The organism is Acidovorax sp. KPB24-07, assembly GCF_057543315.1.
In genome coordinates, this window is the sequence record NZ_BAAJYS010000009.1 from 1 (window position 1) to 14,998 (window position 14,998).

Annotated in this window: 11 protein-coding genes and 2 pseudogenes; 3 read left to right on the forward strand and 10 right to left on the reverse strand. The window is 60.9% G+C overall.

Annotated elements, in window-relative coordinates:
- Positions 1-456 (reverse strand): annotated as a pseudogene (locus AC27IQ_RS02630) (dihydropyrimidine dehydrogenase); the annotation flags it as partial.
- A gap of 316 nt (positions 457-772) precedes the next feature.
- Between AC27IQ_RS02630 and AC27IQ_RS02635 the strand changes: the two are divergent.
- The 3 genes from AC27IQ_RS02635 to AC27IQ_RS02645 all read left to right on the forward strand — a co-directional run bounded on the left by AC27IQ_RS02635 (position 773) and on the right by AC27IQ_RS02645 (position 5,521).
- On the forward strand, positions 773-1,501 hold the full coding sequence (locus AC27IQ_RS02635; RefSeq protein ID WP_487088013.1) for a TetR family transcriptional regulator C-terminal domain-containing protein: 729 nt from the start codon (positions 773-775) through the stop codon (positions 1,499-1,501).
- A gap of 169 nt (positions 1,502-1,670) precedes the next feature.
- Entirely contained in the window at positions 1,671-3,668 is a 1,998-nt protein-coding gene (locus tag AC27IQ_RS02640; RefSeq protein WP_487088016.1) for a tetratricopeptide repeat protein, read from the forward strand.
- 74 nt (positions 3,669-3,742) lie between these two features.
- Positions 3,743-5,521: a glycosyltransferase gene (locus AC27IQ_RS02645; protein ID WP_487088072.1), complete on the forward strand. Its 1,779-nt coding sequence runs from the start codon at positions 3,743-3,745 to the stop codon at positions 5,519-5,521.
- Between the two features lie 61 nt (positions 5,522-5,582).
- Here AC27IQ_RS02645 and AC27IQ_RS02650 read toward each other — a convergent pair.
- The 9 genes and pseudogenes from AC27IQ_RS02650 to AC27IQ_RS02690 all read right to left on the reverse strand — a co-directional run.
- Positions 5,583-6,353: pseudogene (locus AC27IQ_RS02650) on the reverse strand (acyltransferase family protein); the annotation flags it as partial.
- Between the two features lie 37 nt (positions 6,354-6,390).
- Complete coding sequence (locus AC27IQ_RS02655; RefSeq protein WP_487088018.1) at positions 6,391-6,717, reverse strand: acyltransferase family protein; 327 nt, start codon at positions 6,715-6,717, stop codon at positions 6,391-6,393.
- Positions 6,718-6,726: 9 nt separating this feature from the next.
- Positions 6,727-7,806: a glycosyltransferase gene (locus AC27IQ_RS02660; RefSeq protein ID WP_487088020.1), complete on the reverse strand. Its 1,080-nt coding sequence runs from the start codon at positions 7,804-7,806 to the stop codon at positions 6,727-6,729.
- Positions 7,803-8,945 (reverse strand): glycosyltransferase, encoded by a 1,143-nt coding sequence (locus AC27IQ_RS02665; RefSeq protein WP_487088022.1) that lies wholly within the window; start codon positions 8,943-8,945, stop codon positions 7,803-7,805. Before AC27IQ_RS02665 ends, AC27IQ_RS02660 begins: the two co-directional genes overlap by 4 nt.
- Before the next feature lie 4 nt (positions 8,946-8,949).
- The gene (locus AC27IQ_RS02670) at positions 8,950-10,134 is read right to left on the reverse strand and encodes a glycosyltransferase family protein (RefSeq protein ID WP_487088024.1); all 1,185 of its coding nucleotides are present in this window, start codon (positions 10,132-10,134) and stop codon (positions 8,950-8,952) included.
- Positions 10,112-11,998: an asparagine synthase (glutamine-hydrolyzing) gene (asnB, locus tag AC27IQ_RS02675; RefSeq protein ID WP_487088026.1), complete on the reverse strand. Its 1,887-nt coding sequence runs from the start codon at positions 11,996-11,998 to the stop codon at positions 10,112-10,114. Before asnB ends, AC27IQ_RS02670 begins: the two co-directional genes overlap by 23 nt.
- A gap of 2 nt (positions 11,999-12,000) precedes the next feature.
- Positions 12,001-12,966, reverse strand: a complete 966-nt coding sequence (locus AC27IQ_RS02680; protein WP_487088028.1) for a glycosyltransferase — start codon at positions 12,964-12,966, stop codon at positions 12,001-12,003.
- A 107-nt stretch (positions 12,967-13,073) separates the two neighbouring features.
- On the reverse strand, positions 13,074-13,937 hold the full coding sequence (locus AC27IQ_RS02685; protein WP_487088030.1) for an NAD-dependent epimerase/dehydratase family protein: 864 nt from the start codon (positions 13,935-13,937) through the stop codon (positions 13,074-13,076).
- A complete protein-coding gene (locus AC27IQ_RS02690; protein ID WP_487088032.1) occupies positions 13,934-14,881 on the reverse strand; it encodes a glycosyltransferase in 948 nt (315 codons plus the stop codon). Before AC27IQ_RS02690 ends, AC27IQ_RS02685 begins: the two co-directional genes overlap by 4 nt.
- Positions 14,882-14,998 lie beyond the last annotated feature (117 nt).

The window sequence follows — 14,998 nt, forward strand, 5'->3', positions numbered from 1 at the left end:
CGCGCCCACCACGGCCACCCGGCGGCCCGTGGGCGCGGCGCGGGTGAACAGGGGCGCGCCCGGGTCGGCAAAGTACGCATCGGTGGCGTGGCGCTGCAGCGCGCCGATCTCCACCGGCTTGTCGTCATGCGAGTTGCGCACGCAGGCCTGCTCGCACAGCACCTCGGTCGGGCAGACGCGGGCGCACATGCCGCCGAGCGGGTTGGCCTCGAGAATCGCTCGGGCCGCGCCGCGGTCGTTGCCCTGGGCGACGCGGTGGATGAATGCGGGAATGTCGATGCCGGTCGGGCACGCCGTGGCGCACGGCGCATCGAAGCAGTAGTAGCAGCGCTCGGCCTCCACCAGAGCCTGCGCCTTGGTGAGCGGCGGATGCGCGTCGCCGAAGTTCACGGCGTAGTCGGCCAGGTTCAGGCGTGCGGCATGAATGCCGCACGCGCGGCTTGCGGTCGTTTCCATCGGTAGTCCTCGGGGCGAAGGGTCAGGGACGGGAGATCAGGGACGGGAAAGGGGCGCGCGAACGCGGCGTGGCGCGTGGGCGTGGCGCTTGCGGCGTTGGCGGGGCCAGGCGCAGGCGGCCGGGCGGCCGCACATCGGAACAGTCTGCAGAGGTTTCATCGGGGGGCCTCGCTGTCGTGGTGCAGGTGTCTTCGGCGGTGCCGTGCCCTGCTGGTTTTCAATTTACCAATCAGTAAAAATTTACCAATCGGTAAAATCCCCTAGTGCAAACACCGTGCCAGCGAAAACACCCCGCAGTCGTTCCACAATGGTGCAAATGAGCCCTTCGCCCAAGCCCTCCCGCCCCGCACCTGTGCGAACGCGCACCGCCCTGCAGCCCCCCGCGCCCGATGGAGCGCCCGCCGACCCGGGGCGCCCGCCCACCGCCTCGCGGCTCAAAAAGGAACAGGCCATCCTCACCGAGGCGGAGACGCAGTTTGCGCAGTTCGGTTTCGAGGGCGCGTCGCTGGAGAGCATCGCCGCGGCCATCGGGCTGAGCCGCCACAACCTGCTGTACTACTTTCCGAACAAGGAGGCGCTGTACCTGCGCGTGCTGGACGACGTGCTCAACCAGTGGCTGGCCGGCATGGAAGAGATGTCCCATGGCGATGATCCGCACGAGGCGCTGCGCCGCTACATCCGCGCCAAGCTGCGCTCGTCGCTGGAGCGGCCGAACGCCGCCAAGGTGTTCGCCAAGGAGGTCATCGCCGGTGCGCCGCGCTACGCGGGCGTGATCGCCGAACGCGTGGGCCCCGTGCTCAAGAACGATGTGCGCACCTTCGAGCGCTGGGCGCGCGAGGGCCGCATCGCCAAGGTGAATTTCACCCACCTCATGTTCATCATCTGGTCCGTGACCCAGGCCTACGCGGACCAGCAGGCCCAGTTCGCGCTGCTGCTGGGCAAGCCCGCGCTGACCGAGCGCGACTACGACAAGGCGGAGGAATTGCTCTGCCACCTGGTGCTGCGGGGCCTGGAACCCGGGCCGGCGGCGCCCGCCCAGGACTGAAATCGGGCCGCTGCGAGCCCCTGCGTGCCGCTGGAAAATGGTCGGGCCTGGAGGCATCCCGCATCCGGCGGTGCCAAGCGGGTGCGAAAATTCCATCGCTTAGACTTCCCGGCTGCCTGCGCGCACTGCCACGCACCGCTGCGCCCGTCCACCTGCTTTCTATCCGCCCATGGCCAAACCGTCCATTTCCCTTGCTGTATTCGGCATCGCCGTTCTGGCGGCCGTGCTGGCCATCTACCTGCCCGGCTGGAACCATGCGTTGCTGTTCGACGATCTGCGGCTTTCCGACGGCGCGATCTTCGGTAGCTACGGCAGCCTGCTCACCTTCAAGCAGCGGATGCTGTCATATGGCAGCTTCATCTGGGTGGACTCCTTGGCTGGCCCCGGCTGGGGCAAGCAGCGGCTCGTGAACATTGCACTGCACCTGGCCACGGTGGCCGCGCTGTATGCGCTGGTGCGTGACCTGCTGGCCCGCACGCGCTTCCCGGAGGAATTCGAATCGCAGCCGCATTTCGGCCTGTCGCAACAGGCGGCGGTGCGGGTGGGCGTGGCACTGTTCGCGGTCAATCCCATGGCGGTGTATGCCGTGGCGTACCTGGTGCAGCGCTCGATCGTCATGGCCACGCTGTTCTCGGTGCTGGCGTGCTGGTGTTTCGTGCGGGGCCTGTCCGGCCGGGGCGTGCTCTGGTATGGCCTGGCCCTGCTGAGCTACGTGGCGGCGGTGCTGTCCAAGGAACATGCGGTCATGGTCGCCGCGATGAGCGTGCCGCTGTATATCCATGTCCGCCGCCCGAGCTGGAAGACGGTCGCCACGCTGGCTGGCGCATCCGCCGCGCTGATCGCGGTGGCAGCGGTGGTCTTTTTCGGCATCTACGGCGAATTCATCGGCAAGCTCTTCGACCAGCGCTCGCTGGACTTCGCCCAGCAGCTGGAGCGCCTGAGCCCGGGGATCACGCAGCGCATGTACCCGCTCAGCATCCTGAACGAGGCGGCGCTCTTCTTTGCCTACGGGTTCCTGTGGTTCTTCCCCAACGTGATGTGGATGTCGGTGGACCTGCGGCCGGCGTTCCCGCTGTCGTATGCCGCGTTCCCGCAGATCCTGGGCATCTTCGGCTATTTGGCGCTGTGGGCCGCCGCGCTCTGGGCCGTGCTGCGCCGCCGCGGGGCGTTGAGCCTCGTGGGCGTGGCGCTGATGTTCCCGCTGCTGCTGTACGTGACCGAGTTCGCGACCGTGTGGGTGCAGGATCCGTTCGTGCTCTACCGCAGCTATCTCTGGGCCATCGCCGTGCCGGTGCTGGTCGCCATCGTGCTGACCGGCTTCAAGCCAAAAACCATTTACGTGCTGGGCTGCATGGTGGGCCTGGTGTTCAGCCTGCTGGCATTCGAGCGGGTGGAATCCCTGCGGGACGACTACGCCGCCTGGGGCGATGCGGCCGAAAAGATCGACCTGCAGGCATCGCCGAGCGCCGTGGGCCGCTGGCGTCCGTTCCTGAACCTCGGGGCCTACCACCTCGATCGCGGTTCGGTGGCCGAGGCCCAGAAGAGCTTTGCCACCGCCGAGGCGCTGGGATCGCTGCAGGGCTCCGCCCGCTTCAATATCGGCGTCGCGCTGCAGCAGCAAAAAAAGCACACCGAAGCCTTGGCGGCCTTCGCAGAAGCGGAAAAGCAGGGATTCACCGACCTGCCGCTGTACTACCACCGGGGCGAATCGGCCTTTGCGCTGGGGCAGTTCGCCGCGGCGTATGACGCCTTCACCCAAGGCATGACACGCGCAGCCGAAGGCATCACCGACAAGGAGGTCGAGCGCATGCGCGAATCCATGCGCATGCGCCGTGCCGAAGCCGCCATCGGCGCGCAACGGTACGACGATGCCATCAGCGATTTCACCGCGTTGATGAAGGCCAGCCCCAACAACCAGCGCCTGATGCTGGGCCTGGGCATGGCGCAGGTGGGCAAGGGCGATGCGAAGGCGGCGATCGCGCTGTTCGACCAGATCATCGCGCGCACCCCCAACGCAGCGCCGGCGTACTACGGGCGGGCCATGGCCCACCGCGCGGCAGGCCGCCTGGACGACAGCCTCAAGGACCTGGACCGCGCCATCGCGATCGATCCGCGCAATCCGCAGTACCCGCAGGTGCGTGCCCAGGTGGCGGCCCTGAAGAAATAGCCTGAGGCAGCGAGACCCCTGTGGCACTGCGCGTCCTGCACATCGGCAAGTTCTTTCCGCCCTATCTGGGCGGCATGGAAGTGTTTCTGGCCGACCTCATCGAGGCCCAGCGGGCCCAGGGCATCGAGGCGTTCGCGCTGGTGCACGGAACGCCCTTGCCGGACGACCCGACCTGGCTGGTGCGGGTGCCGGTGCAGTTCAACCTGGTCTATGCCCCCATCGCCCTGGGCTTTCGCTCGGCGCTGGGAAAGGCCATCCGGCACTTTCAGCCCGATGTGCTGCACCTGCACCTGCCCAACAACTCTGCGCTGTGGGCCCTGACACTGCCTGCGGCCCGCAAGGTGCCGTGCGTGGTGCACTGGCATTCCGACATCGTCGTCTCGGACATCAAGTTGTCCGTGGCGATGGCGTATTTTCTGTACCGCCCGTTCGAGCACGCGGTGCTGGACCGGGCGCAGTTGATTTTCGCCACGTCGCCCCCCTACCTGGAGGCCAGCCGGGCGCTGCAGCCGTGGCGCAGCAAGTGCGAGGTCATTCCGCTGGGCATCAACCTGCACCGCCCTCCCCCGCCCACCGCCTTGCGCAGTGGACTGCAATGGAGACCCGAAACCCAGCTGCGGCTTCTGTCCATCGGTCGGCTCACCTACTACAAGGGGTTCGAGACACTGATCCAGGCCGTGCAGGCCATGCCGGGGGTTGAACTTTTGATCGCCGGCGAAGGCGAGTTGCGGGTGTCGCTGGAGGCCCTGATCCGGGATACCACGCCCGCCGGCCGTGAACCTGCAGTGCGCCTGGTCGGCTCGGTGCTCGATGCGGAAAAACACGCCTTGCTGGAAGGCTGCGACGTCTTTTGCCTGGCGTCGCGCGAGCGCACCGAGGCGTTCGGTATCGTGTTGCTGGAGGCCATGATGCACAAGCGCCCCTGCGTGGTGACGGACCTGCCCGGCTCCGGCATGCCCTGGGTGGTGGCCTACGCCCGTGCCGGGCTGCATGTGCCCATCGAAGACGTGGAGAGCTGGCGCAGTACCCTGGCGCGCCTGCAGCACGACACGCGGCTGCGCATCCAGTTCGGCGAGGCGGGCTACCAGGCGCTGCTCCAGCATTTCGACATTGCCCAGTGCGAACGCGCACTGGCGCACCAATACCAATACCTGGCCCTGGGCAGCACGCCGGCCGCGCCCAATCCACGCGTGCTCGTGGTGATCTCCACCCGCAACCATGCGGCAAGCATCCAGCACCTCATCCAGCGCGTTCGCGCGCTGGTGGGGGCCGACGTGCTCGTGGTGGACAACCGCAGCACGGATGGCACCTGCCATCTGGCCGAAAGCACAGGAGCGCGGGTGCTGCGTCCTTTGCTGGCGATGACCACCTGGGGGAGCTTGCAAACGGGGCTTCGCTACGGACTGGCCCGCGGCTATGACGCGGTGATCACCATCGACGCGGAAGGCCGCTATGAGGTGGAAGAAATTAAAACACTCCTGGATCAGCGGTATCAGGGAGACGTCGTCGTAGGCTTTTTCCCAGCGCGCATGAGTTGGATTCGCCGACTCGCCTGGCAGTGGTTTCGCTGGATCACAGGATTTGCGCTACGGGATTTCGTGTCCGGCTTCCGGCTCTATAACCGTCGTTCACTGGAGGCAGCCACCTCGACAGAGGCCACTTTGCTCGACTACCAAGACATCGGAACGCTGTTGCTCCTGCGGCGCCGTGGTCTTCGCATTGCAGAAGTAGCGCTGTCCATGCAGACCTTGAAGGTGGACAAATCGAAGATTTTTCAATCTTGGGCGAACGCCGTTCGATACATAGCCGTATCGTCTCTGCTATCCATTGCGCACTGGCGCTCCAAGTCTTAATTATTGACCGACGGTAGGCCTTTGCGAGAACTGCCTGCGCAGTTCGATGGCATCCCGTCAATTAGACGGGCACCGCCCGCGCGGCGCCTTGCCACCGTTGTGCGAGAACGCGGCCTCGTTCGCGCAACGGCTTTTCAATGAGTTGATAAGACATTTCGGCAGCGACAAAGATCAACACTATCGTTCCAAATATCTGGTACTCCATTATTTTCTGAGGTGCCCAATGGGTCCCCAGAAGCGAGTCCGCACTGAGAAGCAAAAAAGCGACCGGAATATGGCACAAGTAAATCGCATACGATCGCTTACCCAGGTAGCCGAAGACCTTTCCTGCCCAGGCGCGGAATTCAAACGCCTTGAGTTGCAGCACTGAAATTGCAACGATCAAGCAACAACAAATATCCAACACCCCCACCATGAACCATACGCCCCGCATGTGAACAGGTATGGCCATGATCGCAAGAAGCAGCAGAATTTGAACGGCAAACAGCAACTGCGACCTATTTTCCAACCTTCCCCTCACATTCAAATAGTGGCTTGTGAACGTCCACAGATAGATAAAGCAACCCAGTATCAGCGCGTCATATCTCACCATGAATATTATTTTTGACTGGTCGACGGGACGAGGAAGCAAAAGCTGTACAACCGCCGCCACCAGCAAAACGGCAAACACCTTTTTTCTTGGCAAGAAGATCAGCAGAAGTGGAAGAATAATATAAAACTGCTCTTCTATCGACAGCGACCAATAAATTGACAGCTGCGGAATCACATCAAAAGTCAGATATATATTCTCCACAGAGAGAATGGATGCCCAAAAATGCCATATGACTTTTGAAACATCTCCAAATTTACCAACCCCCTGAAAATACCAACTAAAGAAGAGAACGACAGCCGCCCAGAAAAAAAGCCTGCGGAAATATTCTGAAAAATCGTTTTACAAAGAAAATCTTAAGCCCATCGGCGTTGGCGCTCCATCCATCGCCAACGCGCAACAAGGCATGCAGCTGCTTGGAGATGACAAAACCGGATATGACGAAAAACAGATCCACGCCACCCCAAAACTGGGCCACATTTTGAATGACATACGCATACCACTCATTATTTTCATGGGTAAAAAAACCCAGGTGCGCCACCAATGTCATGACAATGGCCACGGCCCTCAGGTTGTCAACCTCTTTAATATGGTGATTCGAACTCATTAATACCAGCTATCTCAAATGCTTTTTCATTGATTGAATGAACTGCCTTTCGCTGAACAATACCGCTCGCCGCCGGCACAGTTCCGAGAGCGTAGGCCCCACAGAAATTTCCATTTCTTCCACCGCGTCGATCAGCGCTTCGATGCTGGGCGGCGGATTCAATAGCAGTCCAGTCTCTGCCGGAACGACGGTTTCCAACAACCCCCCTTCGGCCACACCGATCACGGGTTTGCCTGCAGCCATGGCCTCCACTGGCGACATGCCAAAGTCCTCGTCCACCGGCAGGTAAATCACGCAGCGAGCGTTGCCTACCCAGCGCCGCAGCGCGTCATCGGCCTGCCAGCCGGTGAACCGGATGTTGGGCGACTCTCCGGCGATCGCTTTCAATCGCTCCAGCTCCGGCCCGCCAGAGAGCACCACCAGGGAGCGCTCGGGCATCTGAAGGAAAGCTCGCACGATCACATCCACCCGCTTGTTGGGCACCAGTCGTGCGGTAGAGAGGTAGTAGCCCTCATCGGCCAAAAACCGAAAGTGCTGTGTGGCCACAGGGGGGTAGACCACCTCGGCATCCAACCCGGTATACCGCTGGAGCCGTGCGCGAACGTTCTCCGAGTTCACAAAAATGCGATCCATCCGGCCGATGGCCGCTTCGTACTGCTTGCGAAACCACCGCACGAAGATTGCGTAGAACGGCCGAAGCCACCACGGAAAACCCGCCAGCGTGCTGTCGTACAGGTCGTAGGCGAATCGGGGGATGGTGTGGCAATAGTAAAAGCGCCGGCCAGACCGCTGCTGGTAGACCGCCAGCGGGGCATAGAAGCCGCTGTAGAGCACGGTGTGGGCATCGTGCAACCGTCCGGCCCGAAACCGGAAGCACCACATGCTTTCCAGAATGCGCGGCAGGCGCGCAGACCAGCCACCCCGCAACTCCTGCACTTGGGCAGTGGAGGCATCCAGCAAGGGTTGGGCGTCAGGGTAGCACCGGCTGACCAGGGTCTGAAAGTCCGGAAAGGCCTCAGCCAGCGTGAGCGTGACCCGTTCCGCGCCTCCGGCCACCTGCATGAAGTCGTAGAGAAGGTAGTTTTTCATGCCAGCAACATCTCCAGACGGGCCAGCATGGTCTGTGCGCGCGTACTCCAGTCGTGGGCTTGCACGAAGTCTTTCGCGAAGCTCGCAGGGCGAACCTGCGCCTGCTCCCGGGCCTGAACGATGGCATCGGCGAATGTCCGCGCATCGTTGCCGTAGCAGGCCAGATCACCCATTCCGTGGCGCAAAGCGCCCAGATCGGTGCTGGCCACGCCCAATCCGGCTGCGATGTATTCATAGAACTTCAGAGGGCGCTCGACATAGCGCATGCGGCCCTCGGCCTCGCAAAAAGGAATCAGACCCACTTCATGGCTTTGGAGAACCGCTGGCAGTTCCGCACGGCCAACGCTGCCGCGCCATTGGAGGTTGGGCGGCCATCCGTGCTGCGGGGGCGTACCAGGGGCGTACACCGCAAAGGTCCAATCGGGAAGCAAACGCGCGGCCTGGGCGAGCAAGCCGGTGTCCAGCCAAGCCGTGAGCCCGCCGACATAGACCGCGCTGCGCGGCTGTCGCGCCACAGGGCTTTGCGTGGCAGGCATCAAAAGACGGGCCTCTACCCCATTGGGAATGTGCACCACCTCACCCTGCGGGTTCAGCGCACGGGCATATTCCGCCAGGGGTTCAGAGACGGCCCACACTTCATCAAAATCGGGGCCACCCACCATGGAACCCAGCGCGTTGATGAGCACCGGGTGCAGATCGCGAGCGAACCCCTGCGGCCAATCGTTGAGGCGGCAGATCTTGGCGCGGGCCGTGATCTGGTGCAGCAGCAACATGTTGGGTGCGACATCGGCGATGCATGCGTCGAACGGCACGTCGCGCAATGGCGACGGGCAGCGTTGGCCATACGCCGCCAATTGCCAAGGCCAACGCAGAAAAAGCCGATGCGCGGGAAACATCGATTGAAGGCTCCACTCGGTGAGACCTTGCGAAATGCCCACTGCTCGCTGCGGCATCCCATGTCCCCATGCTCTCGCCAGCCGGGCATGGCGCTGGCGGCCCACCACGTCCAGCGGGGAGGAGAGCGTGGGCACATAGTCGACCGACCAGCCCGCCGCCGCCAGCGCGTGCGCCAGATGCTGAGAACCCACCTTGGTGCCGCCGTCGATGAACGACTGGGTTCCGAGAACAATCGCGCGCATGGCGTCAATGCACCGGGCAGGCACGGTCGGCCAGCAAGCCGCGCACCTCGTCACGAAGCCATTGGCGAGTGGCCGCCGCATTGAACCGCTGGCTGGCCAAGTCCGAAGCGCGCTTCATGGCATCGATGTCCTGGGGTGTGAGGCGCTGGAGATGCGCGGCCAAGTCTGCTGCCTCGAAACTGCCGCTGACCACGCCGCAACCAAGCTCGGTCACCAGCGCTTGCATCTCAGGCGACGGACCGATGGCGATGGCCAGGCGTGCCTGCATGAATTCGAAGAACTTGTTGGGCAGTGCATGCAGGTAATTGAAATTGGTGGGAGGCAGCAGGAACAACCCGATGTCATAGCCGTTGGTGTGCGCGGCAATATCGCGCATGGGCACTGGCGGAATGAACCGTATGCGCGAATGCGGGGCCGCCCGATGCTTCAACGCGGCGAGGTAAGCAGGATCTTGCTCCATCAGCATCAGGTCGAGGCTGAAGCGATCGTCCAGATGGTCCATGAGGTCGATCATCACCTCGATCTTGCGCGAGGCGATGGCTGCGCCGTGGTGGATCAGCCGAATACGGTCAGCATGCGTTGGCTTCACCGGCAAGTTCTCTGGCTCGGGGCAATTGGGCATGACGGATACCGCAACGCCGTAGCACCGCTCGTATTCGCGCGCGATGCCTGCACACACGGTGCTCATGCGCGCAACCCGTGGCAGCGCATCGCGGCAGGTGGCATCGAAGAAAGGCCCCAGCAACGTGCGCCACGCCCAAAGGTCTTCGAATTCCCGCGGCGCGTACTCGTGCGCGTCGAGCCACACGGGCGCACTGCCCGCCAACCGCAGCGCCATAGGCAGAGCCATGACATCGTTGGCCAATACCAGGTCGAAACCCGCTGGCACCTGCGCTGCGGCCTTTTCCAGCGCGCGGATCTGAGGGTGTTGCCAGTAATAAGCGTCGTAGCGTCGAAAGGCCAGACGCAGCGCATTGCGCAAAACCCCTTTGCGATCCGCACGAGGCTGTTCGACGGAGGTGAAATGCAGCATCCCGGGTGGGCATTCTCCGAACCCCAGCACATGGACTTCATGCTCGTCCTTCAGCGCCCCGTACTGGCGCATCACGCGGGGATCGGAGGCAATGGGTGAAAGCGACAACAGCAGCAGACGGGCCACGGCCACCTCATCCAGCAAAATGCCGCGCATGCCAGCGCGTGAAGTTGATCCAGCGCCACACTTGCCAACTGAACGGACGCTGCCCGGCAACGACCTGATCGAACGCTTTCAGCACCTCGTCCTGGCGAAAGAACGGCAAACCCAGCGGGTACCGCAACCATTCCCGCACCTGCGGCGCCATTTGCAAAAGCCACGCTTGTTCAGGCGTGGCGAAGCCGATCTTGTCCCGGCGATCCAGCACTTCCTGCGGCACCAGGCCACGCATTGCTCGGCGCAATAGATGCTTGGTCTCACCTTGGGGCGACACCAGGTATTCCTCAGGCAGCGTCAGCAGAAAATCGGCCAGCCCCGTCGTAAGGAACGGGACCCGGCTTTCCACCGAGAACCGCATGGAATTGCGATCACCATGGCGCAAAAGCCCAGGCAGGCCGACGCCATGCAGCGAGCGGGCCAACTCTGCCACCAAACGGCGTCCCGGTGCCGTCTGGGGAGGCAGTTCTCGTGGGAAACGCAGCGCCACGCCTGCATCGGCCAGTACCTGTCCATCCAGCCAAGGCGGGCAGGCCTTCGCACCGTTCACGCGGCGCAGCGTTTGGTAGGCGGAATCGCTGGTGTATTCCGCTACTGCAGCCTTGAACCCGTCCAGCGACGCCCTGCCAGGCCAACGCCCCCAATCCCGCAAGAACGCAGCCGCACCCAGCCACTGCCCTTCGTCCAGGAGACTGCGTACGCGCGGCCCAGGATAGCCGACATAACCGCCGCACAGTTCATCCGCGCCTTGTCCATCGAGCGTCACGGTCACACCGTGCTCCCGTGCCAGCTGAAACACCCGGTATTGGGCATAAATGCTGGTGCTGCCGAAGGGCTCACCCTGCGTCTCGATCATGTCGTCCAGATCGGCTGCAAGCTCCTGCGGCGTGATGCTCAGCTTGTGCGACACCGCACCAACGTGCGCAGTCATGCGGTCGACCCACTGCTCTTCCGAAACCGAGTCCCCGGCCGCAACGAAGCTGAACGTGTGGATGGTCGCTTCGGGCTCAAGGTGCCGCATGCAACCCACGATCGTGGAGGAATCCAGGCCACCTGATAACGCGGCCCCCAGGGGCACATCGCTGCGCAGATGAAGCCGCACGCTGTCCAACAGATGGCTGCGAAGCGCTTGCGCCGCGTCGTCGATCGTCAGCCGTTGAACAGGGGCAATTTTTGGCGACCACCAGCGCTGCAGATCCAGACGCTGGGAGTCCAGGTCGTAGGTGAAACGGTGTCCCGGTGGCAGCGCACGGACTTCGGCAAAGAAGGTGCGTTCGCCAGTGTCATAAGCACCATGCGCCAGATAGTCATAGGCGATCTGCCAGTCAAGTGCCGGGGTGAACGATCGCAATGCCTGGACCGCCGGGATTTCGGAGGCGAAACAGAAATTTCGATCATCCTGGTGGTAGTAAAGCGGCTTGATGCCAAAAGCGTCGCGGGCACCATGCAGCAAGTTCGTTTCGCGGTCGAAGATGACGAAGGCGAACATGCCGACCAACCGGGCAAGTGCTGCCTGCCCCCATTGGGCCCAAGCCTGCAGCAGCACTTCGGTGTCGGACGCCGAGTGGACATGGCGGCCAAGAGATTGAAGTTCTGAACGGAGCTCGCGATAGTTGTAAATCTCTCCGTTGAAGACCAGCAAGAATCGCCCGTCCCGGCTCGCCATGGGCTGGTGTGCTGCATCGGTCAGGTCGATGACACTGAGACGGGTGTGTCCGAGGTGCATTTGGCCATCGGGTAACCACACGCTCGACAACCCATGATCGTCGGGGCCCCGGCGCCCCAACTTCGAAAGGCCCAGCTTGAGCCTGGCCTCGGCCTTGTCGAGACGGCCAGCGCCATACAAACCAAGAATGCCGCACATGCTTATTTCGCCTTCAACGCTTCTTCGTACTTGGCCACGGTCAATGAAGCGACATGAACGGGGTCATGCCACCTGCGGGCATATTCAAAGCAGGCTTCTGCGTGTCCGGTTAACTTTGCGGGTGAATCCAATAACCCTTCAAGAACCTCTTCAATAGTGTTCGGATCTGCCTGAATGACGGCTTGCAAAAGCTCTTCGCGCATCGGTTCAGGCACCGCATGTGCATCCCGTGCATCTATCCGCACGACGACAGGCTTTCCCAGCATCATCGTTTCGACTGCGAATGCTCCATACCAGCCTATCAATAACTGGTCCACGATGACATCCGCGGCGCCATAGATTTCCAGCGCCTCGGCATGCGATTTGCCCTCGACCAACACAAGTTCGATGGCGTCGGGATGTCGCCTGTTAATTTGTTCCACCGCGTTCAGAAGAAACGCAGTGCCCTTGATTTCGCGGTTGGTAGGGGCATGCGCGACACGCAGGCGACGCCTGCCCTCGTTCCGCTGCGGCCTCGCTTTCTCCACAATGGGCACGGCATATGGAAGGAATCCAGACCGCTGGCTGGGCAAAAAGGGGAGCAAGTCGGGATTCAACGCCCAGAGGTGCTGGGCATGGCGTTCCATCTTGATGATTCCAGCCTCACGGCTTTTGTCGAGGGCTGGTCCGCAATCCCGGACAACGCAATGCTCACAGGCGCTAAAGCCCCCCTTGGCCAGCGTGGGCAATTTCTGACGGGCATCGCACCCGTTATAGGTCGCAAACAAGGCCGCTGTGTCAGGGTAGAAAGGCAGTTCAAGGTGCTGCAGATTGATCCCACGCATCGTGAACAATGACGAGCCCCAGTTGAAGTGAAATACGTCATAGCGCGCTCTCACAGACAGGAACGCCTTGAGCAGGAGGTACCACCTTCCCAATGCCGTACTGGAACCGCTGAGATCGACGATCGAGTCGGCAGGGTAGTCCAAATAGGACGTCTGAGTCACCAAAGTATCGCTGTGCACACCCAATGACCGTTCACCCCTGGACAAGGCCCAGGCATTGTTGCCAATAGAGGTGGGAAGGTGAAGAACCCTCATTGCGAGGCTTCTAGCACCTTTTGAATGCCCTCTTTGAATGGGGTCAGCGGAGGGGTGTAGTGAGAGCGGAACAGGGACGTGTCCCCGATCAGATCTCCTGCCCGCTCACGATCGCTCACGGCCACCTGCGGCGAGGTACCAGCCACCTCGCCAATGATTTCCACCATCTGCCGGATCGAAAGCACTTCATCGCCTGCAAAGTTCATGACCGGCACACCGCGAATCCCAGCCACCATTTCGATGGCCCGCACAGTGTCATCGATATAGATGGGATTGGTTCTCAACCCTTCAGGCTGGGCCTCCGCAGCTGAGGGCTGGCGATCGACGGTCACGGTTTCACCCCGTGTCACGCGCGCTATGAGATTGGGGATGAGCTTGTCTGCTTGGCCGGGCCCGTACACGCCGAAAATCCTAAGGCATGTCAGGTCCATTCCACCGGCGGCCAGGCGCAAACCTTCCTCGCCCATTATTTTCGATAGCGAATACCAATTCCCACGTTCCAGCGTGGAATGCTCTTTGAATGCATCGAAAGATGCTTGGTAGACGTTTCCCGTCGATGCGTAAATAAACTTGGAAACGTTCGATGCCTGAGCAGCGATCGCAACATGGACCGCACTGACGCAATTGACCGCCAGAAGATGGGGGGCCCGCTGAGGTAACTGCCGATAGAACGGCGACTGAGCCAGATACACCACAACGTCGACCTGTGCCAAATCCAACTCGGGCAACAGTCCTGTGGTTGGGTCGATGCCTCCTGCCAGCGAGGAGCTAACCTTGTCGACAGAGTGCCCCTGTTTGATCAAATGCTCGCAAAGAAACCGGCCTATATAACCACCAGACCCGACAACACAATATCTCATTTAGACACTCCAAGCTCTGTATATGCCTTGCCCAAGCGTTTGGCAAAAGCATCCACAGAATAATGCTTTTCAATAAAATTGCGGCCCTGCAGGCCCCGATTGAGACGTTCCGACCGACTCGCATTCACCCATGATCGGAGTACCTCTTTGATGTTCTCCGGATTGGCATTAATAATGGGAGAGTTTTTTGCATCAATAAGATAGCGCTCCGGTTCGCGAATGAAACACACGACCGGCTTGCTCATGGCCATTGCCTCAAGAGCAAAAAACCCATGAAAACCCACCATGACTTGATCCACAATAATATCCGCCGTTTGGTAGATCTTGAGGGCCTGCTGATTTGGAACCCTCTCAACCAGCACGAGCTCCACAGCCAATCCTTCGGCAGATAATTCAGAAACAGCCGCCTCTATGAATCTCGTGCCCTTGAACATCCGATGGTTGGGAGCGTGGACAATCCGCACCAATGGCGGATTCAATTCAGAAACAGTATGGATATTTTTATATTTTTCATCACCAATATCCAGCGGCCAGAAATATAGTGTATTTACGCTTCCAGGAGTGTACTCAATCATGTCCCCCATCGAGAAAATTGCCACGCATTTATCTCGCGCATAGTCATATCGAGGTAGAAACAAGCCTTCATCACAAATACATGCTGAATTCTGAGCGGTGCAATCCGTGCAGCAGTTCGGGGCTCCCAGCGCCCGGGTGATGCGCTGGGTGCGGCAATCTCCACCATAGGTCCACGCAAACACATCTACTGCCAACAATTTATAGGTGAAAAGCTCCAATTTGTTGAAGGATCGCATCTTCGCATTCGGCAAGATACCCCCATCCAAATAAATATGGACACGATCAGCGATCAAACAAATGATCCAAAAAGCAATGTATCTATATTGCGTGTTAAAAAACTCGCCCAAGAGGAAGCCTTTGAAGATCAAAATCGAATTTATTGGTAATGAAATAGGTATGAGCAACCACCGAATAAGACTTGGCACCTGTCAACCTCTCCGCGCTGGAGTTGATTGCCATATTTAGGATGGGTGCACCAGTCCAAA

Bases quoted from the DNA above. Each gene is read 5' to 3' on its own strand.
- asnB (WP_487088026.1), bottom strand. From the start codon at position 11,998: ATGTGCGGCATTCTTGGTTTGTATGGCGCTGGCCGTCTCGACAAGGCC.
- AC27IQ_RS02645 (WP_487088072.1), top strand. From the start codon at position 3,743: ATGGAAGTGTTTCTGGCCGACCTCATCGAGGCCCAGCGGGCCCAGGGC.
- AC27IQ_RS02655 (WP_487088018.1), bottom strand. From the start codon at position 6,717: ATGAGTTCGAATCACCATATTAAAGAGGTTGACAACCTGAGGGCCGTG.
- AC27IQ_RS02685 (WP_487088030.1), bottom strand. From the start codon at position 13,937: ATGAGATATTGTGTTGTCGGGTCTGGTGGTTATATAGGCCGGTTTCTT.
- AC27IQ_RS02665 (WP_487088022.1), bottom strand. From the start codon at position 8,945: ATGCGCGCGATTGTTCTCGGAACCCAGTCGTTCATCGACGGCGGCACC.
- AC27IQ_RS02635 (WP_487088013.1), top strand. From the start codon at position 773: ATGAGCCCTTCGCCCAAGCCCTCCCGCCCCGCACCTGTGCGAACGCGC.
- AC27IQ_RS02670 (WP_487088024.1), bottom strand. From the start codon at position 10,134: ATGCGCGGCATTTTGCTGGATGAGGTGGCCGTGGCCCGTCTGCTGCTG.
- AC27IQ_RS02660 (WP_487088020.1), bottom strand. From the start codon at position 7,806: ATGAAAAACTACCTTCTCTACGACTTCATGCAGGTGGCCGGAGGCGCG.
- AC27IQ_RS02640 (WP_487088016.1), top strand. From the start codon at position 1,671: ATGGCCAAACCGTCCATTTCCCTTGCTGTATTCGGCATCGCCGTTCTG.